Origin of the sequence: Corynebacterium tuberculostearicum (assembly GCF_016894265.1) — a bacterium.
Taxonomy (GTDB): Bacteria; Actinomycetota; Actinomycetes; order Mycobacteriales; family Mycobacteriaceae; genus Corynebacterium; species Corynebacterium tuberculostearicum_D.
Map to the genome: position 1 here is coordinate 1,326,404 of NZ_CP069791.1, position 18,398 is coordinate 1,344,801.

The 18,398-nt window shown below is 58.9% G+C and carries 18 protein-coding genes and 3 pseudogenes; 17 read left to right on the forward strand and 4 right to left on the reverse strand.

Going from position 1 to position 18,398, the window contains the following annotated elements; genetic code table 11:
* The first annotated feature begins 3 nt into the window (after window positions 1-3).
* Window positions 4-408: a hypothetical protein gene (locus I6J28_RS06405; protein ID WP_225746752.1), complete on the forward strand. Its 405-nt coding sequence runs from the start codon at window positions 4-6 to the stop codon at window positions 406-408.
* A 9-nt stretch (window positions 409-417) separates the two neighbouring features.
* Here the strand turns inward: I6J28_RS06405 and I6J28_RS06410 are convergent, their stop codons facing one another.
* Entirely contained in the window at window positions 418-1,314 is an 897-nt protein-coding gene (locus I6J28_RS06410) for a YbjN domain-containing protein (RefSeq protein ID WP_204608426.1), read from the reverse strand.
* Window positions 1,315-1,440: 126 nt separating this feature from the next.
* On the opposite strand from I6J28_RS06410, the gene hisD reads away from it, so the two are divergent.
* The 14 genes from hisD (at window position 1,441) to I6J28_RS06480 (ending at window position 14,594) form a co-directional block, all read left to right on the forward strand.
* The gene (hisD, locus tag I6J28_RS06415) at window positions 1,441-2,751 is read left to right on the forward strand and encodes a histidinol dehydrogenase (protein ID WP_204608428.1); all 1,311 of its coding nucleotides are present in this window, start codon (window positions 1,441-1,443) and stop codon (window positions 2,749-2,751) included.
* Entirely contained in the window at window positions 2,752-3,882 is a 1,131-nt protein-coding gene (locus I6J28_RS06420; protein ID WP_204608430.1) for a histidinol-phosphate transaminase, read from the forward strand.
* A complete protein-coding gene (hisB, locus tag I6J28_RS06425; RefSeq protein ID WP_204608432.1) occupies window positions 3,879-4,481 on the forward strand; it encodes an imidazoleglycerol-phosphate dehydratase HisB in 603 nt (200 codons plus the stop codon). Before I6J28_RS06420 ends, hisB begins: the two co-directional genes overlap by 4 nt.
* Before the next feature lie 169 nt (window positions 4,482-4,650).
* Window positions 4,651-5,901, forward strand: a complete 1,251-nt coding sequence (locus I6J28_RS06430; protein WP_204608434.1) for an MFS transporter — start codon at window positions 4,651-4,653, stop codon at window positions 5,899-5,901.
* A gap of 3 nt (window positions 5,902-5,904) precedes the next feature.
* On the forward strand, window positions 5,905-6,537 hold the full coding sequence (gene hisH, locus I6J28_RS06435; RefSeq protein WP_179386691.1) for an imidazole glycerol phosphate synthase subunit HisH: 633 nt from the start codon (window positions 5,905-5,907) through the stop codon (window positions 6,535-6,537).
* 14 nt (window positions 6,538-6,551) lie between these two features.
* A complete protein-coding gene (priA, locus tag I6J28_RS06440; protein ID WP_204608436.1) occupies window positions 6,552-7,340 on the forward strand; it encodes a bifunctional 1-(5-phosphoribosyl)-5-((5-phosphoribosylamino)methylideneamino)imidazole-4-carboxamide isomerase/phosphoribosylanthranilate isomerase PriA in 789 nt (262 codons plus the stop codon).
* 3 nt (window positions 7,341-7,343) lie between these two features.
* A complete protein-coding gene (locus I6J28_RS06445; RefSeq protein ID WP_204608438.1) occupies window positions 7,344-8,126 on the forward strand; it encodes an inositol monophosphatase family protein in 783 nt (260 codons plus the stop codon).
* 30 nt (window positions 8,127-8,156) lie between these two features.
* Window positions 8,157-8,927 (forward strand): imidazole glycerol phosphate synthase subunit HisF, encoded by a 771-nt coding sequence (gene hisF, locus I6J28_RS06450; protein WP_204608439.1) that lies wholly within the window; start codon window positions 8,157-8,159, stop codon window positions 8,925-8,927.
* Window positions 8,924-9,286: a phosphoribosyl-AMP cyclohydrolase gene (gene hisI, locus I6J28_RS06455; RefSeq protein ID WP_204608440.1), complete on the forward strand. Its 363-nt coding sequence runs from the start codon at window positions 8,924-8,926 to the stop codon at window positions 9,284-9,286. Before hisF ends, hisI begins: the two co-directional genes overlap by 4 nt.
* Complete coding sequence (locus tag I6J28_RS06460) at window positions 9,283-9,921, forward strand: TIGR02234 family membrane protein (protein WP_204608441.1); 639 nt, start codon at window positions 9,283-9,285, stop codon at window positions 9,919-9,921. The genes hisI and I6J28_RS06460 overlap by 4 nt, the downstream gene beginning before the upstream one ends.
* A gap of 84 nt (window positions 9,922-10,005) precedes the next feature.
* The gene (locus I6J28_RS06465; RefSeq protein WP_204608443.1) at window positions 10,006-10,836 is read left to right on the forward strand and encodes an indole-3-glycerol phosphate synthase TrpC; all 831 of its coding nucleotides are present in this window, start codon (window positions 10,006-10,008) and stop codon (window positions 10,834-10,836) included.
* A gap of 45 nt (window positions 10,837-10,881) precedes the next feature.
* Complete coding sequence (gene lgt / locus I6J28_RS06470) at window positions 10,882-11,835, forward strand: prolipoprotein diacylglyceryl transferase (RefSeq protein WP_204608444.1); 954 nt, start codon at window positions 10,882-10,884, stop codon at window positions 11,833-11,835.
* 159 nt (window positions 11,836-11,994) lie between these two features.
* A complete protein-coding gene (pyk, locus tag I6J28_RS06475) occupies window positions 11,995-13,410 on the forward strand; it encodes a pyruvate kinase (RefSeq protein ID WP_065419714.1) in 1,416 nt (471 codons plus the stop codon).
* Window positions 13,411-13,703: 293 nt separating this feature from the next.
* Window positions 13,704-14,594: a cation diffusion facilitator family transporter gene (locus I6J28_RS06480; protein ID WP_005328806.1), complete on the forward strand. Its 891-nt coding sequence runs from the start codon at window positions 13,704-13,706 to the stop codon at window positions 14,592-14,594.
* A gap of 30 nt (window positions 14,595-14,624) precedes the next feature.
* Here the strand turns inward: I6J28_RS06480 and I6J28_RS06485 are convergent.
* From I6J28_RS06485 to I6J28_RS06495, 3 pseudogenes are all read right to left on the reverse strand, one after another.
* A pseudogene (locus tag I6J28_RS06485) lies at window positions 14,625-15,352 on the reverse strand (IS1634 family transposase); the annotation flags it as partial.
* A 36-nt stretch (window positions 15,353-15,388) separates the two neighbouring features.
* Window positions 15,389-15,823: pseudogene (locus I6J28_RS06490) on the reverse strand (transposase); the annotation flags it as partial.
* A 41-nt stretch (window positions 15,824-15,864) separates the two neighbouring features.
* Window positions 15,865-17,207 (reverse strand): annotated as a pseudogene (locus tag I6J28_RS06495) (IS256 family transposase).
* A 132-nt stretch (window positions 17,208-17,339) separates the two neighbouring features.
* Here I6J28_RS06495 and I6J28_RS11760 point away from each other — a divergent pair.
* Both I6J28_RS11760 and I6J28_RS06500 read left to right on the forward strand, forming a co-directional pair.
* The gene (locus tag I6J28_RS11760) at window positions 17,340-17,540 is read left to right on the forward strand and encodes a hypothetical protein (protein ID WP_239454568.1); all 201 of its coding nucleotides are present in this window, start codon (window positions 17,340-17,342) and stop codon (window positions 17,538-17,540) included.
* Between the two features lie 36 nt (window positions 17,541-17,576).
* Window positions 17,577-18,368 carry an alkaline phosphatase gene (locus I6J28_RS06500; RefSeq protein WP_239454569.1) on the forward strand — a complete coding sequence of 264 codons (792 nt, stop codon included), beginning with the start codon at window positions 17,577-17,579 and terminating at the stop codon, window positions 18,366-18,368.
* The last annotated feature ends 30 nt before the right edge of the window (window positions 18,369-18,398 follow it).

An 18,398-nucleotide genomic window follows, 5' to 3' on the forward strand; every position in this document is an offset into this window, starting at 1 on the left:
GGCGTGGCCGGTGCGCTGTGGGGGCTTTTCCGGCCGACGCTTACCGGCCATGAGGTAGACGATGGTGGCTATGCCATCGATGCGATGGGAAGCGTTCAGTTCATCGCCTTTATTACCTTTGCCCTCATTACCGGCCTGCTTGGTTTGTTCTTGGGGTTGGGCGCGTATCTCCGCCGGCAGGGGCGGGGCTTGTCGATGCTCCTGTGGGTCGGCGTGTGTGCCCTGGCTGGGGCGGCGTCGTTTTATGTCTTTGGCGGGGTCACCGCCACGCATCCGCCAGAAAACCCAGGGGAAGTCGTAGAGTTTGCGCCGAATTTCTCCCCGGCTATCTCGTGGGCGGTAGCGCCCTTTATGGCGATGTTTGCCTATTGGTCCACGGCCTTTGTCAGCGCCGATGAAGATTGGTGATGTGCGCGTCTAGGGCCATTCGACGGGGGAGGCGCCGGTTACTTCGTGCGCGATGTCATCGATGCCGTGCAGGATGTGCTTGAGTCCGCGGCCGATGGCGCTAAATAGTTGCGGCCGGGTAAGTCCCGCGGCGGTAATGGTGGCGGCATCCATCCGCACCTGCAGGCCCTCGGAGGTGTGGTGGCAAAATGCCACGGCGCCGTGGTGGGCGCGATTCCAGTCATTGCAAATGAGAAAAAGCCGGGTAAATTCCGCCTCGTCCAGGCTAGGGTCCCAATGCCCTTTGATAATGAGGCTGGGCCCGTTGTCCAGTGCAAAGGCGAAAAGGACATCATTGACCCAGGCGTAGATGGCGGTGGCCCCGTCGCTTTGGAAGCGCTGGATGCCAATAAGCGGCAGGATCTCGGCCAGGCTATCGAGCGTGAAGGATTCCAAGGGGGCGTCGGCAAGCGGGGCAAGCTCCGGTGAGGCTTCGCGCACGAGGCCGGGATGGGATTGGGCGAGCAGATCCATGAGGACCTCCGCGTTGCGTAGCGCCGGTAGGAGGAATGCCGCGAGCTGTTCGCGGCTGGGGGAGGTATCGGCCGGCAGATAGCTATGACCGGAAACGCTCACGCAGTCAGGCTGGTCATAATCAACCACGACGGCCGGGGAGAGGCAATCGTGATTCCACTCATTGGCTAGGTGTGCGAGCTCGGAGATCTCGCTGAGATCAACGCCTCCGCGGGGGCTGGTGTGCAGGTGGAGCACCGGTTCTTCCAACTGGTCTATAAAGATGAAGGTGGAGCCACCGGCCGCATGAGGAACGAGAAGCTCGCCAGTAGGCAGAGCCCAGCAGGACACGTCATTATCGCGGGCAATGGTGCGGGCATGCGAGAGCAGAAGAGAGGGTTCAATCTCGCTCATCGCTGCCACCACCTTAAAGCTGTGTTGACACCGAGTCTATAGCCCAAACCGGCCCCCTCGCTGGCGTTTGGCCATTAGGATATTGGTTTAATAACAGAAATCCGATAGGGAGTAGAGGAGCCGGGAATGCTTCGCACCATCGATTTGCGTGGCCAAGAGCTGCGCCCCGCCCAGCTGCGGCGAGTTTTGCCGCGCGGTGGCACCGACGTCGCCGCCGTGGTGGACAAGGTGGCGCCGCTGGTTCATCGAGTACGTCAAGAAGGCGCTGCGGCGGCCTTGGACTTTGGCGAGCAATTCGATGGCGTGCGCCCAACCCACCTGCGGGTGCCCCAAGCGGAGTTGGAGAAGGCCGCTTCCGGCCTAGACCCGCAGGTGCGCCAAGCGATTGAGGTTTCCATTGAGAGGGTTCGCAAGGTTCACGCCGAGCAGAAACCGGCCGCGCACACCACCGAGCTAGCACCAGGTGCCACGGTGACCGAGGTCTTTCGCCCCATCGAGCGCGTTGGGCTATACGTGCCGGGAGGCAAGGCGGTCTATCCGTCCTCGGTAATCATGAACGCCGTGCCAGCGCAGGCGGCCGGCGCGGAAAGCTTGGTGGTAGCCTCACCGCCACAAAAAGAGTCCGGCGGCCTGCCGCACCCCACGGTGCTGGCCGTGTGCCAGATGCTCGGCGTAGATGAGGTCTGGGCGGTAGGAGGCGGCCAAGCCATCGCGCTGATGGCCTACGGTGATGATGACGCCGAACTAGCCCCGGTGGACATGATCACCGGACCAGGAAATATCTTCGTCACCGCGGCCAAGCGGTTGGTGCGCGGCGTGGTGGGCACCGATGCTGAGGCCGGGCCGACCGAAATCGCCATTATCGCTGATGACACCGCGAATCCGGTGTATGTGGCCTATGATCTCATCTCCCAGGCCGAGCATGATCCGATGGCCGCGAGTGTGCTCATTACGGCATCTCCAAGCCTGGCTCAGCGTGTGAAGGAGGAGGTAGAAGCGCGCCACGGCGCCACTGCACATGCGCAGCGGACGGCCGAAGCTCTAGGCGGCGAGCAATCCGGAATTGTGTTGGTCGATTCCCTGGATGCAGCGGTGGCGGTGGCCAATGCCTATGCCGCTGAGCACCTGGAAATCCACACCGCAGAGCCCGGCGCGGTGGCCGAGCGCATTAAGCACGCCGGTGCCATCTTTGTAGGGCACTTTGCTCCAGTGCCGCTGGGAGATTACGCGGCCGGCTCCAATCACGTATTGCCCACTTCCGGTACGGCGCGCTTTTCTGCCGGCCTTTCTACCCATACCTTTATGCGGCCGGTCAACCTTATTGATTATGACCGAGCTGCGTTGGAAGAGATTGCCCCGCACGTTATCGCTTTTGCGGAGGCCGAGGGGCTACCCGCCCACGGTGAGGCTATCCGCGCCCGATTCGAGGAGAATTAAATGACGCACTTGAATGATCTTCCCCTGCGCGAGGAGCTGCGCGGCAAGTCCGCCTATGGGGCGCCGCAGCTCCACGTGGCCTACCAGCTCAATACCAACGAAAATCCCTATCCTCCCTCGCAGGCGCTAGTGGATGACCTGGTGGCGGAGACCCAGCGCCTTGCCACCACACTCAATCGCTATCCGGAGCGCGATGCGGTGGAGCTGCGCCAGGCCCTAGCGGCTTATATCACTGAGCAAACCGGCGTGCGCGTGGGCTATGCGCAGGTGTGGGCGGCCAATGGCTCGAATGAGATTTTGCAGCAGCTGTTGCAGGCATTCGGCGGTCCGGGCCGCAGTGTGCTCGGTTTCACCCCGTCTTATTCCATGCACCCTATCCTCGCGGACGGCACCCATACGCAGTTTGTGGAATGCCCGCGCGATGAGAATTTCCGCATTGATATGGACCGGGCGCTCGCAGCCGTGGCGCAGCACCAGCCGGATATCATCTTTGTGACTACGCCGAATAACCCCACCGGTGGGGTGACCAGCGTGGACGATATTGCCGCGCTTGCCGACGCCGCCCCGGGCATCCTCATCGTCGATGAAGCTTATGGCGAATTTTCTTCCTCGCCTTCTGCGGTGACGCTGCTGGAGAAATACCCTACGAAGCTGGTGGTCTCGCGCACCATGTCTAAGGCCTTCGATTTTGCCGGCGGCCGCCTCGGCTATTTCGTGGCGGACCCGGCCTTCGTGGAGGCCGTAATGCTGGTGCGGCTGCCGTACCATCTGTCCGTGCTTTCCCAAGCGGCGGCGACGGTGGCGCTGCGCCATAGCGCGGATACGCTCGCCACCGTGGAAAAGATCGCCGCCGAACGCGAGCGGGTGGCCGCTCGCTTGCGCGAACTGGGCTATACCGTCCTGCCGAGCGAATCTAATTTTCTCTTCTTTGGCCGCTTTGCTGACCAACACCGCGTGTGGCAGCAGTTCTTGGATAAGGAAGTGCTCATTCGCGATGTTGGCATCGCAGGCCACCTGCGCATGACCGTGGGGCTACCGGAAGAAAATTCGGCCTTCTTGGCCGTAGCCGAGGACCTTGTGGATACAGTAGTGGCTGATTCCCCGGCCGCAGGAGAAAGGAGCGAAGCATGAGCAACCGCGTCGGGCGCGCCCAGCGGGCGACGTCGGAATCGCAGATTTCTGTGGTCATTGACCTCGATGGCACCGGGCGTAGCGATATTTCCACCGGACTGCCTTTCTTTGACCACATGCTCACGGCCTTTGCTACCCATGGCAGTTTCGATCTCACCGTGGGCGCAGAGGGCGATGTGGAGGTAGACGCCCACCACACTGTGGAAGATACCGCCATCGTGCTCGGCACTGCGCTGCGTAAGGCGGTGGGGGATAAGGCCGGCATTCGCCGTTTTGGCTCCCAGCTTTTGCCCATGGATGAGGCCTTGGTGGAAGCGGTGGTGGATTTTTCTGGTCGCGCCTATTTTGTCATGAACGGCGAACCAGAGCACCTGCAGTGGCAGACCATTGGCGGGCATTACGCCACCGTGATAAACCGCCACTTCTTTGAAACACTCGCCACCCATGCTGCGGTAACGCTCCACCTCAACGTGCGTTATGGTCGCGATCCGCATCACATTACGGAAGCGGAGTATAAAGCCGTAGCGCGTGCGTTGCGCGGCGCAGTGGAATTCGATCCGCGCCAGACTGGCATTCCTTCGACGAAGGGAGCACTCTAGAACGCATGCATTTTATGATCTTGGTCCTCTTCCTCGTCGCTGGCATGTTGGTGGGCGGTGCGTGGTCTGCCTACCAACAGGGATCGAAGGCAATGACAGTAGTAGCCTCTTTATTGGCCGCAATAACCGCGGTGGCAGCAATCTCGTGGATGGTAGGAGCGTTCGGTAAATGAGCAATACCCAAGAAACTAATATCTGGAAGGTTCCGGGTTATACCGCGACCATGTTGGCCATCGCCGCAGCCTTCGGTGCTTGGTCCATCCTCCTTCCAGTGGTGCCGCTAGCGGTCATTGACTCCGGCGGCTCAGCCACCTTGGCGGGCTCATCCACGGGCATCTTCATGGCCTTCACCGTGCTTACCCAGATCATCTCCCCGTGGCTGCTGCGCCGGTGGGGCTACCGCCGCGTGATGGCACTGTCCGCTTTTACCCTGGGCGTACCTGCCTTTGGCCACCTCTTGGGTACCGATGCTTGGGTTGTCCTACTCTTTTCTGCTCTGCGCGGCGTGGGCTTTGGCGCGCTGACCGTTTCTGAGTCCGCGCTTATTGCGGAACTGGCGCCCGTACGCCTGCTGGGCAAGGCTACTGGCATGATTGGTGTTTTCACTGGCCTGGGCCAGATGGTCTTTTTGCCCCTAGGGTTGATCATGGCGGAAAAGCTGGGTTATGCCTCGACGTATATCACCGCCGGCATCATTGGCTTTGTGGGCTTTGGTCTGTGCCTGCGCATTCCCAAGATTAAGGTCACGCTCGCCTCCGATACCGAAGAGGAGCCGAACCTGATCCGCGTTCCTACGTGGAAGCTAGTGCTCGTGCCCGCGCTGGCGCTAACGACGTTTTCTATGAGCTATGGCGCCGTCTCGTCCTTCCTGCCGCCGGCGGTACAAGAACTCGATGCAGAGCGCGGCGCCAGCTTGGCCGGCATCATGCTGTCCATCGTGGGCGGCGCCGCCATGATTTTCCGCTACCTCGCGGGCATGGTGGCAGACCGCGTGGGCACTCCCGGCCGGCTCTACATCCCCGGCCAGGTAATGGCCATTGTGGGTGTGCTCGCCATCGCCGTACCTCTTTATCTCGATGGTTCCGTATGGTGGCTCGTGCTTGGTGCCTTCCTGTTCGGTGGTGCGTTCGGTATTGCGCAAAACGAGGCCCTGCTGTCGATGTTTGACCGCTTGCCTCGCGAGCGCGTCTCGGAGGCTTCTGCTATCTGGAATATCTTCTATGACGGCGGCACCGGCTTGGGCTCGACCCTCTTGGGTGCCTTGGTTGCCGGCTACGGCTATGCGGGGGCTTTCGGGGCCGGCGTGGTCATCCTCGTCGCAGGCGTTGTGATGACGTTGGCAGATTTTGTCCTTGGGCGCACCCGCGTGAGCGAAACCAACGATATCCGGACGCGTCTGCGTCGCATGCGTAAGGTATAGCCCATGGCAAAGACGGTCGCATTATTGGATTATGGCGCGGGCAATGTGCGCTCAGCCCAGCGCGCGCTGGAGCGGGTGGGCGCGGACGTCACCGTTACCGCGGACCCCAAAGAAGCGGTGGAAGCGGACGGTCTTCTTGTCCCTGGCGTGGGTGCCTTTGCTGCCTGCATGCGTGGGCTACGGGCGGTGCAGGGCCCTCGGGTCATCGGCCAACGCTTGGCAGGAGAGCGGCCGGTGTTGGGCATTTGCGTAGGCATGCAGGTGCTTTTCGACGCCGGAGTGGAACACAACATCAACTCCACCGGTTGCGGCGAGTGGCCCGGCACCGTGGAAAAGTTGCAGTCTGCGGTGCTGCCGCACATGGGGTGGAATACCGTAGAAGTACCCGTCGGCAGCGATATGTTTGCCGGAGTGGCCGAAGACGAGCGTTTTTATTTCGTGCATTCCTACGGCGTTCGCCGTTGGGAATTGGAAACGGAGATTACCCGTCCGCCGCAGGTGAGCTGGGCCGAGCACGCGGGCGATAGGTTTGTCGCCGCGGTAGAAAACGGTGCCCTGTGGGCGACCCAATTCCACCCTGAGAAATCCGGGGACGCCGGTGCTCAGCTTTTGGAAAACTGGATGCGCACGCTCTAGGTAGGATGAAGGATATGACTTTTACGCTCTTGCCAGCAGTCGATGTATCTCAAGGCCAAGCCGTGCGCTTGGATAAAGGCGAAGCAGGCACCGAAACCTCGTATGGTTCCCCGCGCGATGCCGCGCAAAAGTGGCAGTCCCAAGGCGCGCACTGGCTGCACTTTGTGGATTTGGATGCGGCTTTCGGCCGAGGCTCCAACCACGAAGAAATGGCGATGATTACCCGCGATCTGGGGGTAAATGTGGAGCTTAGCGGCGGCATTCGGGACGATGCCGCGGTGGAGCGCGCGCTGGCTACCGGTGCGCAGCGCATTAGTATCGGCACGGCTGCTCTAGAACAGCCGGAATGGATCGAGGATATCCTCGCGCGCTACGGAGATAAGGTCGCCGTGGACCTTGCCGTGCGCGAAGATGGCGGCGAATGGCGTACCGCCGGCAATGGCTGGGTCTCCGATGGCGGCGATCTGTGGGAGGTACTCGAGCGCCTCGATGCCGCCGGATGCCAGCGCTTTGTGGTGACCGACGTGTCGAAAGACGGCACGCTCACCGGACCTAATATTGAGCTCCTGCGTGAGGTAGCGATGGCAACGGAGGCAAAGATCACCGCCTCTGGTGGCATTTCTAGCGTGGAAGACCTGCGCGAGCTCGCTCTTTATGTCAACGAGGGCATCGATTCCGCCGTTATTGGCAAGGCCCTGTACGAGGGGAATTTCACCCTCGACGAAGCACTCGCTGCGGTGGCCGAGGTAGAGCCGCTGCCGGCGGAAGAAACCATTGACCCTTACGACCCCGAGGACAACTAAGTCATGATGGAACCCCGCGAGTTGGTGGCCTTCGCGGAGGCGGCCGTAGACCAAGTAGAACCCATTTTTCGCTCCGGCCTCGGAGCTGCGCCCGCCCGTTTTAAGGGGCAGGGAGATTTCGCCACCGAGGTAGATCTCGTCATTGAGCAACAGCTGCGCGATATCTTGACCCAGATGACCGGCATCCCGGTCTATGGAGAAGAATCAGGCGGCAGCGTGCTCGATACCGTGTGGGTGGTAGATCCGATTGATGGCACCGCAAACTACTCTGCCGGAAACCCCATGGCCGGCATCCTGGTGGCGCTCATTCATGAGGGTGCGCCCGTTGCTGCGGTATCTGACTTCCCGCTCCTGGGGCGCCGTCTGGTCACCTGCGATGGCTCCCCACTGCGCTCCGTAGGTGGGCCTGCCACTGGTTTTGGTGGAGGGGACGAAGCAATGGGATTTGATGAAGCACGCGGTCATGTAGGCTGCTCTTCCCATCTGCCCACCGACATTTTCCACGAGCTGCGCGAGACCGGACTGCGCCCGCGAATGACCGGTTCTGTGGGGCTTGATAATGCCTTCGTCGCGCAGGGTGTGTTCGATGGCGCGATTAACTTCTCTCCGCACCCATGGGATAACGCCGCGGGAGCGCTGCAGATCCGGGCAGCCGGTGGCGTTGTTACCGATCCGGAAGGAAATCCGTGGACCGCGCAGTCGCGCGGCATGGTGGCAGGTACCCCGCAGGTCCATGCGACCATCGTGGATAGCCTGTCTCGTCATACCGGTGCTTTTCACCGTTAAAATTTAAACCTTAAAAAGGAGGCGGCCGCCATGGCTGTAGCCGTACGCGTGATCCCCTGCCTAGATGTGGACCAAGGCCGCGTGGTCAAGGGCATCAACTTTGACAACCTGCGCGATGCCGGCGACCCAGTGGAGCTAGCCGCGCGTTATGATTCCCTAGGAGCCGATGAACTTACCTTCTTGGACGTCTCTGCTTCTAAGCAAGACCGCTCCACCATGCTCGAGGTCGTGCGCCGCACTGCGGACCAGGTATTCATCCCATTGACGGTGGGTGGTGGAGTTCGCAGCGTTGATGACGTCCGGGAATTATTGCGCGCCGGGGCAGATAAGGTCTCTGTTAACACCGCGGCCATTAAGAATCCGGAACTGCTGCGCGAAATGGCTGAGATTTTCGGGGCTCAATGCATCGTGTTGTCCGTTGATGCTCGCCGGTGCCGCGAAGAGTATGCGCCATCCGGCTTTGAGGTCACCACGCACGGTGGTACGGAATCAGCTGGGATCGACGCCATCGAATGGACACGCCGCGGCGAAGAACTCGGCGTAGGGGAGATCCTCCTTAACTCAATGGATGGCGATGGCACAAAGCAAGGGTTTGACCTTGAATTGCTGCGCGCCGTGCGCGCAGCGGTGACCATTCCCGTTATCGCCTCCGGCGGCGCGGGAAACGCCGCAGACTTCCCACCGGCAGTTGCGGCCGGCGCCGATGCCGTCTTGGCAGCAAGCATTTTTCACTTCGGTGAGGTAGAAATCAGCGACGTGAAAAACGCCCTGGATGCTGCTGGCTACGAGGTGCGCCGATGAGTATCCCGGGCAACTATGAACTTAACGGGGACATCGCCAAGCAGCTCAAGCGCAATGACCAAGGCTTGGTGCCGGCCATTGCCCAAGCTGAATCTGGTGAGGTGCTGATGATGGCCTGGATGGATGACCACGCCTTGGCCCATACCCTGGCCACCCGCAAGGCAACGTATTTTTCGCGCTCGCGCAATGAATATTGGATCAAAGGAGAAACTTCTGGAAATACCCAAGAGGTGCTGGGCGTTCGCCTTGACTGCGATGGAGATACTATTCTGCTGACCGTGCGGCAGCGCGGCGGCGCCTGCCATACCGGTGACCGCACGTGCTTTGACGCCACCGATCTCCTAGGAGGGCAACCGTGAAGGCTAGACGCCTTGGACCACTACTTATCGCTGTAGGAGCCATCGTAGTGTGGCTGGCCTCCCGTGCTACGTGGGTGGTAGCCGCCAGCGAGGACGACAAGGCCGGATCTGCGGCCAATGACATCATCGGCTCGGCCTGGTCGCTGGAAATCATGGCCTTGACCCTGGTTCTGGTAGCCGGTGCCGTCGCAGGGATGGCGCTGCGTCGCGTAGGTAGGCGAGTAGTGGGCATCGTGTGCGCCCTCGCGGCCGCGGCTAGTGCATGGACCCCGGTGAGCCTGTTGACTGCGGGCGCGGACGCCGAGCGCGCCCAGAAGATACTGCAGGGAGCCTCAGCCAATGAAAACGCCGTAGACTCTGCGCAGATTTCTGACTGGGCCACAGTCGTTTCCACCGAGGTGCATTCTCTGGGACCAATTCTGGCCCTAATAGGTGCGGCAGCGGCCCTATTCGGTGCGGTCATGCTTGCGCGCAATCCAGGCGTGGATAAGGCGAAGGCGTCTAGCAAATACGAAACCCCAGCGGCACGGCAGGCAAAGTTGGAGGAGGATTTGGAAACCTCTTCCGACTCCGGGCGCGTGATGTGGGACGCCCTTGATAGTGATATCGATCCCACCGATATTGACAAAAAATAGCCCCGTTTCCTGTGTAATTTCCGGAACGGCACGCTAGCGGGTTAACCTAAGTGTGATTTTAATCGCCCGTGGAGGGAGGTGCTGATGCCTACGCCCATTGCCGTTGACCACCTAGTTGCAGGAGTCTTGGAGGACGTCGCTGCGCGGGAAGCCCGCGTGTCTTTCAAAGAGGTGAAGGCGCGCTCGCGTGACATGGAACCTCCCCGGGATGCCCGCGCGGCGTTGCTACGCACAGGCTGCTCGGTCATCACGGAGCTCAAGCGCGCCGTACCCTACGGCGGCGAAATCGCACATGTTGGCTCTGCGGAACAGATGGCGGAATGGGCTCGCACTTTTGAACACTGCGGTGTACATCTCATGGCATGCCAGACTGATTTCCGCCGCTTCCACGGTTCTTTAGAAGATATGGCAGCTGCCCGTGCTGCGATTGATATTCCCATGATGTCGCGCGATCTCATCGTGGACCCTTATCAAATTCATGAAGCCAGGTGCTTTGGGGCCGATGCTATTCCGTTGCAGGTTGAACTCTTAGAGCAAGCTCGCCTGGAGGCACTTTTGGACCGGGTGGAATCGCTCGGGATGGCCGCCATCGTTGAGGTGCGCAACTGCGCCGAGGTTGACCGCGCAATCAAGGCGGGAAGTAGCATCATCGCCATTAATGCATGGTCGTTGGCTTCGGATGCCATTAACCGCGAGGCGTTTAACGATATCGCCCCGGGCTTACCCGAATCCATCCTGCGCATCGCAGTAGGCGGGGTAAACAACGCGCGCAACCTGTTTCAATATGCTTCACGCGGCGCCGATGCAGTTTTGGTGGGCGAATCAGTCATGGCTGCCCAGGATCCTACGGCGCTGGCGTGCTCTTTGGTGGCTGCCGGGCAGCATCCAGCGTGTCCCGCGCGCAAGATAGAATAAGGCCCCAACTAGCTGGTTGGGTGGGGGATAAGGCACACTGGCTACGTGCACACAGAAATTCTTGCAAATATTCCGTCTCCGCCGCAGGGCGTGTGGCAGGTGGGACCACTTCCCATCCGTGCGTACGCGCTATGCATCATCGTGGGCATTATCGTCGGCCTGCGCATGACCTTGCGCCGATATACTGCTCGCGGCGGTAACCCAGACACAGTATGGGATGCTGCCATCGTGGTTATCCCAGCCGGCATCATTGGCGGGCGGCTCTACCACGTCATTACCGATAACCAGAAATACTTCTGCGAGAGCTGCAATCCCGCGGACGCGCTGAAGATTACCAATGGCGGACTGGGCATCTGGGGCGCCGTAGCCTTGGGCGCACTAGCTTTGTGGGTGCTTTTCAAAGTGAAGAAGGTGCCGCTCGGTCCCTTTGCTGACGCAGTGGCGCCAGGCCTCGTCCTGGCGCAGGCGATTGGACGCCTAGGTAACTGGTTTAACCAAGAGCTCTATGGGCGCCCGACCGACGTTCCGTGGGCTTTAGACATCTATTACCGCGTCAATGAAAATGGCGGCTACGCTCCCGTTTCCGGACACTCCACGGGTGAGGTCATGACCTCGGTACACCCGACCTTCCTGTACGAGCTCGTGTGGAATGTCCTGATCTGCCTTTTCCTCTTGTGGGCTCACAAAGCCTGGAAGTTGGGGCACGGGCGCATCTTTGCCCTCTATGTCATGGGCTACACATTGGGCCGCTTCTTTATTGAAGGGATGCGTTCCGATGAGGCGACCCATATTTTTGGGGTCCGCGTAAATATCATCGTGTCGCTTGTGATCTTTGTCATTGCCGCGATCGTCTTCTTCTTGCTCGATAAGCGACGACAAGGTCCCGAGTCCCCCGAAGAGGTGGATCCTAAGTATTGGGCGGAGCGCCGGGATACTGATGGGCACAGCCATGAGCACGCGGTATCTGATGGGCAGCAACCGGGTTCTTTATCGACGTAAATACTGCCCAAGTGTGTCCGGTTGGTTTTGTTTTTGTGGGAAATAGGGCATTTTGGGGTGCCCGTTCAGAAAATGAACCCGAGAAATTGTGGCCCCAATCCTTTCGAAGGAGTAGGTTGGGGAGTGTTCAGTTTCCCCCGACGGAATAGGCCAATAATGCTGGATAGAAGAACGAAGATTGTTTGTACTCTCGGCCCTGCCGTTGCTAGCGAGGATGGCATCTTGCGCCTCGTACAGGATGGTATGGACGTTGCCCGCCTGAATATGTCTCACGGCGAGCATGCAGACCACGAGGCGAATTACAACTGGGTGCGCCAAGCCACCGATAAGACCGGTCGCGCCGTCGGTATCTTGGCGGACCTCCAGGGCCCTAAGATTCGCCTTGGCCGCTTTATCAATGGCGAGGAGCAGTGGGATAACGGCCAGATCGTCCGCATTACCGTGGACGATATCGAAGGCACCCATGACCGCGTCTCCACCACCTACAAGGGTCTGGCGAAGGACGCCAAGCCAGGTGACCGCCTGCTGATCGACGACGGCAAGGTTGCCGTTGTTTGTAAGGAAGTCGACGGCAACGACGTCGTCTGTGAGGTTACCGAAGGTGGCCCGGTTTCCAATAACAAGGGCGTTTCCCTCCCTGGTATGGATATCTCTGTTCCGGCTTTGTCGGAAAAGGATATCGCTGACCTGCGCTTCGCTTTGAAGCTCGGCGTTGACCTCGTGGCACTGTCCTTTGTCCGCTCCCCAGCAGATGTGGATAAGGTCCATGAGATTATGGACGAAGAGGGTCGCCGCGTTCCGGTCATTGCGAAGCTGGAAAAGCCTGAGGCAGTAGACGCGCTCGAGTCTATCGTGCTGGCTTTCGATGCCATCATGATTGCCCGTGGTGACCTCGGTGTTGAGGTGCCGCTGGAGCGCGTGCCGCTGTTCCAGAAGCGCGCTATCCAGATTGCTCGCGAGAACGCTAAGCCGGTCATCGTGGCTACCCAGATGCTGGATTCCATGATTTCTAACCTGCGCCCGACCCGTGCAGAGGCTTCCGACGTGGCTAACGCCGTTCTCGATGGCGCTGACGCCGTTATGCTCTCCGGTGAGACTTCCGTGGGTATTGACCCGCAGAACGTCGTGCGCACGATGTCCAAGATCGTGGCTAACGCTGAAGATGGCGGCAAGGTTCCACCGCTGACCCACGTTCCGCGCACTAAGCGTGGTGTGGTGTCCTATTCCGCCCGCGACATTGCCGAGCGCCTCAATGCGAAGGCCATCGTAGCCTTTACTACCTCCGGCGATACCGCTAAGCGAGTGGCTCGCCTGCACTCCCAGCTTCCGCTGTTGGCGTTTACGCCGGACCCAGCGGTTCGCTCCCAGCTGGCTTTGACGTGGGGTGCTGAGACCTTCTTGAGCCCGCACGTTAAGTCCACCGATGACATGATGGAAGCCATCGATGATGCATTGCTGGAGATGGACAGGTACGAGGAAGGCGACATGATTGTCGTCATTGCTGGTACTCCTCCAGGAATTGCTGGCAACACCAACATGATTCAGTGTCACTTGTTGGGTGAAACCAAGAAGTAGATTTTTGGCACGAGCGCCGCGACCCACCCTTTAACACGTTCCACGGGTCGCGGCGCTTTTCTATATACATTTATACAAATGTAGATTTATATTTACCTCGAGTGCGCTCAGCGGTTGCTTTCCTGACATGCGGCTGCAGTACTTTTTGGTTGTTCATGTTTCAGCTTCTCTACACATTCAAAGGACAACTGCACAATGACCTAAATCAGGCCGACTTGGCCTCAGTGGCTGCGCTTACCGCCATCCATTTTCATTTAATTGTCAATAAGCGTCGACGGGGATAGGCTGAGTGCATGGCACACGAGCACCACGACCACGATCACTCCAGCACGCCGCTGCGCGCACTCTTGATTGCGCTAGGCATTACCGGCACCGTCTTCTTCGCGGAGCTGATCGGCGGCTGGTTGGCGGGTTCGATGGCGCTGATGGCGGATGCGATGCACATGCTTTCCGACGCTGCGGGGTTGATCATCGCGGTGTTAGCGGTGTTGGTTGGGCGCCGACAAGCATCGGCTCAGGCCACGTACGGCTACCGACGAGTGGAGGTGCTTGCTGCACTGGCGAACGCAGTGATGGTGCTGGCGATCTCGGTGTGGATTGTCGTCGAGGCGGTGCGCCGCCTGCAGAGCCCGGCCGAAGTGCAGGGAAAAACGATGCTGATCATCGCGGTGATCGGCCTGGTGGCGAATGCGCTATCGGCGTGGGTTCTGCACCGGCACCGCAAATCCTCGATCAACGTGGAGGGCGCGTTCTTGCACGTGTTAGTGGACATGCTCGGCTCGGTCGCAGTAATCGTAGCCGGCATCGTGGTACTGACCACGGGGTTTGTGGCGGCGGACGTGATCGCCTCCCTAGCGATCGCGGCGATGGTGCTGCCGCGCGCCTGGCAGCTCATGCGGCTTTCGGCGAGCGTGCTGCTCGAGCAAGTCCCGGCGGACTTCGACGCCAGTGCGATCGAGCCCGCGCTGCGGCAGGTCGAGGGCGTTGCTGACATCCACGACCTGCACCTGTGGAGCCTGGACGGCGTGAACGTGCTCACGACCGTGCATATCGTGCGCGACGGCACCGTCGGTACCGGCCCGCTGTTGGATGCCGCCCAGCAGGCCCTGCGCGAACACGGTATCGAGCACTCCACCATCCAGATTGAGCACCCAGAGCACGAATCCCACGAGACGGTGTGCTGATTCCCTTCTAACCTGACTTAGGCCAATTTTGTGCGGAAGTTCGCGGCCGGTGATTACTTGGATGGTGGCAGTGAGGTCGGGCGGGAATGGTACGGCGGCGTGAATGGTTTCGCCGCCAACGACGAGTTGAAAGCTGCGGTATTTCTTGAGTGTTCTCACGAGGCGTTTGATGAAGTGACCACTGCGGGTCTCCATCAGGTGGGTCACGGCTAGTGCTGCCATCACAATATTGAGATGTGCTGTGATCGAGTTTTGTTTCCTCGCATAGATTGGGCGTGCTTTCAGGTCTGATTTCGACATCCGATACGACATTTTCAATGTGGAATAGCCTGCGGTAATGCCCGATAACCTCCTGGGCGGGAAGAGCGGTCAGGTCGGTTTCATAGCCTTTAATTCCGGCTAGGGCTCGGTGTTTGGCAGCAAGAGCGTAGTTGACCTTCTTGTTCGGGGTGGAAAGATCGAAATAGCGGTTGCGCTTAATGGCGATTTCGCCGTCAACAGCGCGTTTGGCTTTTGCGACTTGCTCTTTGATTCCGCGCAGGCCGCGTCTGGCCCGATCATAGGAGTACTGGAAGTGGGTCACCGTATTCGGGGTTGTGTGTTTGCGCGCATCGCTTGCCGAGGCTTGTGTCCAGATCTGGCCGTGGGCGTAGGCTTCACCAGGGATTTCCCGCCGCCAGGTTTCAATCACCTCAGGCACGGTGGGGTTTCACCGACAAAATGTAGTGCAGACCTGCATCTATCAATGCTTGCTTGTTCGGAGGGTGTCAAGTTGTTTGTGTGTGGGGCTAGGTTTATAGGTATTTGTCGAAGCTGTCGGGGTAGGCCACGGCCATTTGGTTAATGGCTTGTTTCCAGCCGGAAACTCGGGTCCCTTCCATGAGTCTGCCGGTTGTCGCTGAGACTCGTTTGCCCTGCTTCGCTCTCTTGGCAGCTTGTCTGTCTTCGATATTGCAGATCATCAACCATAGCGTCTTGAGCGCTGATTCATTGTTAGTGAACTGCACCCTGTTGCGGGTAGCTTTCCGCAGTTCATTGTTGAATGATTCAATCGAATTCTTCGTGTAAATGACCTTGCTGGCTGCTGGTGGGAACTGGAGAAACGGTACGAAACGCGCCCATGCATCTCGCCAGACTTTGACTGAGCGTGGATACTTTTCTGCCAATTCAGAGGCTTCAAATTCGTCTAAGGCAGCCTGAGCTGTGGACTCGTCCGTGGCGGTGTAAATCTTTTTCGAGCGTGTCAAGTTGTTTGTGTGTGGGGCTAGTTTTACAGATATTTGTCGAAGCGGTCGGGGTAGGCCACGGCCATTTGGTTAATGGCTTGTTTCCAGCCGGAAACTCGGGCTCCTTCCATGAGTCTGCCGCTGTCGCTGAGACTCGTTTGCCCTGCTTCGCCCTCTTGGCAGCTCGTTTGTCTTCGATATTGCAGATCATCAGCCACAGCGTCTTGAGCGCTGATTCATCGTTGGTGAACTGCACCCTGTTGCGGGTAGCTTTACGCAGTTCATTGTTGAATGATTCAATAGAATTCGTCGTATAGATAACCTTTCTGGCCGCTGGTGGGAACTGCAGAAACGGTACGAAACGAGCCCAAGCATCTCGCCAGACCTTGACTGAGCGTGGATACTTTTCTCCCAATTCAGAGGCTTCAAATTCGTCTAAAGCAGCACGGGCTGTGGACTCGTCTGCGGCGGTGTAAATCTTTTTCAACGCCGCCGATACACCCCGTCGATCGCCGTAGGCTACCCACCGGTTAGCGGCACGAATCAGGTGCACGATACAGGTTTGCACCATAGAGTTCGGCCACGTTGCCTCAACTGCTTCTGGCAGGCCTTTAAGCCCGTCACAGCAGACAATAAAGACGTCTTTGACCCCACGATTGGAAAGATTGGCGCATACCTGCGCCCAGGATGAAGCGCTTTCTTCTTTGGCAATCCACGATTCCAAAAAGTGCTTGATACCGTCGGGAGCCACGCCGATTGCCATGTACGCGGACTTATTGACCACTAGGCCGCCATCGCGGATTTTAATGCGCAGCGCGTCCAGGAAAATGACCGGGTAGAACTCGTCTAGCTGGCGGTTTTGCCAGACCATGACCTCATCGAGGACGGCATCGGTGACTGCGGAAATCGTCTCATGGGAAATATCAACACGCATCGCCGTTGCCATATGGTGCTGGATGTCCCTAATTGTCATCCCACCGGCGTACAAGCTAACGGTCATGTCATCGACATCGGTCAATCTCCTCGAGCCTTTAGGGACCATAGTCAGCAAGAATGTGCCAGCCCTATCCCTCGGCACATCAACGGTAACTGGCCCGTAGTTAGAATCCACGGTCTTTGGATACGACCCGTTGCGGTGATTGTCTGTTCTAGCTGCAGCTTTAGCGCTCCTGTCGCCAGACTCGTAGCCCAGGTGGGCATCCATTTCAGCGTTGAGTCCCCTGGTAATCGAGGCTTGCAACATGCCGCGAACCAGGTCGTTGGCATCCGTTGTAGACGTGCCTAGGTCATCAATCAGCTTCGCGATTTCAGGGTTAGCAAGAAGCTTCTTTTCAATCGCATCAATCTTGGCCTTATCAGCCGGATCTCGTCTCGCCACAGTAGTCATTCTGGTCCATCTCCTCATGCAGGTTAGGTACCCACACACAAACCATCAGACACTCTCTATTCCGAAGCCACTCCGGCGGCGTGGGCCGCGCACAACAAGGACCGCGATAAGCTGCAGGACATTAGCCGTGAGATGCTCGGCAGCGCCCTCGACTTGGTCATGGCCGCTGGCCACCCGTTCTACGATAATGACCACCAGAAGGTCGATACTCCCGACTATATCTTCATGTACGAGGACGACTACGCCAAGCTTTCCGGAGGCGAGACCGACTGGAATTACTTCGAGTCCAACGATGACTTCAAGAAGATGGCGCAAGGTGACGTCAAGCCGTAGCAGAAGTATTGGGGTATCGCGCAGGTAGGTTCCACGTTGCAGAACTCCCGCTCGAGCGAGGCAAAGGCTCCATACTCGGACGAGCTTAACGACGTCGTCGATCTCCCCACCATGACGACTGGCGCCCTCAATGCGCTGGGACAGGACGAGGATGGCTTTTCCATCATGATTGAGGGCGGTGCCATCGACTGGGCCGGCCACGGAAATAACCCAGTGCGCGATATCGAGGAGACCCAGGATTTCAATAAGTCGGTTGACGCCGCCATTAAGTGGGTGGAGGAGAACTCCTCGTGGGAAGATACTCTGCTCGTTGTCACCGCGGACCACGAGACTGGCTATCTCTCCGGTGCGAATGAGGTGCCTACAGAAGACAACCCTGAAGCGGACAACCGCTTCAATGCTATGGAAGGTGAAAAGGGCAAGGTTGCCCGCCACGGTTGGTACTCCGGGCAGCACACCAACCAGCTAGTGCCGTTCTTCTTCAAAGGGGCCGGCTCGGAGGACATTATGGCCCGTACCTCCGGTACCGATTCGGTGCGCGGTGAATACATCGACAACACTTTGGTGGCAAATTTGGTCTTTGACGAGTGGTGGAACGATGGCACCGATTCCGCTGGTGACCCAGAACAGCCGGGAGATACTGCTAATCCCTCGGATGGCGAAGGCAAGGACGGTAGTAGCAAGGGCTTTGCCGCAGGCCTCGCTACCGGCCTAGGAATCCTGGGGGCCGTCGTCGGTGGACTCGGCTTCCTGGCTACGCAAATGGGTGTGCTCACTATTGACTTGCAACCCATTTATGAGCAGCTAAAGCGCATGGGCCTGCGCTAAACAGAATTGAGCACAGCGCCTTGCCAAAAG

Excerpts from the sequence above, each read along its gene's own strand:
- I6J28_RS06410 (WP_204608426.1), bottom strand. The coding sequence starts at position 1,314 with ATGAGCGAGATTGAACCCTCTCTTCTGCTCTCGCATGCCCGCACCATT.
- hisD (WP_204608428.1), top strand. The coding sequence starts at position 1,441 with ATGCTTCGCACCATCGATTTGCGTGGCCAAGAGCTGCGCCCCGCCCAG.
- I6J28_RS06420 (WP_204608430.1), top strand. The coding sequence starts at position 2,752 with ATGACGCACTTGAATGATCTTCCCCTGCGCGAGGAGCTGCGCGGCAAG.
- hisB (WP_204608432.1), top strand. The coding sequence starts at position 3,879 with ATGAGCAACCGCGTCGGGCGCGCCCAGCGGGCGACGTCGGAATCGCAG.
- I6J28_RS06430 (WP_204608434.1), top strand. The coding sequence starts at position 4,651 with ATGAGCAATACCCAAGAAACTAATATCTGGAAGGTTCCGGGTTATACC.
- hisH (WP_179386691.1), top strand. The coding sequence starts at position 5,905 with ATGGCAAAGACGGTCGCATTATTGGATTATGGCGCGGGCAATGTGCGC.
- priA (WP_204608436.1), top strand. The coding sequence starts at position 6,552 with ATGACTTTTACGCTCTTGCCAGCAGTCGATGTATCTCAAGGCCAAGCC.
- I6J28_RS06445 (WP_204608438.1), top strand. The coding sequence starts at position 7,344 with ATGATGGAACCCCGCGAGTTGGTGGCCTTCGCGGAGGCGGCCGTAGAC.
- hisF (WP_204608439.1), top strand. The coding sequence starts at position 8,157 with ATGGCTGTAGCCGTACGCGTGATCCCCTGCCTAGATGTGGACCAAGGC.
- hisI (WP_204608440.1), top strand. The coding sequence starts at position 8,924 with ATGAGTATCCCGGGCAACTATGAACTTAACGGGGACATCGCCAAGCAG.
- I6J28_RS06465 (WP_204608443.1), top strand. The coding sequence starts at position 10,006 with ATGCCTACGCCCATTGCCGTTGACCACCTAGTTGCAGGAGTCTTGGAG.
- I6J28_RS06480 (WP_005328806.1), top strand. The coding sequence starts at position 13,704 with ATGGCACACGAGCACCACGACCACGATCACTCCAGCACGCCGCTGCGC.
- I6J28_RS11760 (WP_239454568.1), top strand. The coding sequence starts at position 17,340 with ATGCTCGGCAGCGCCCTCGACTTGGTCATGGCCGCTGGCCACCCGTTC.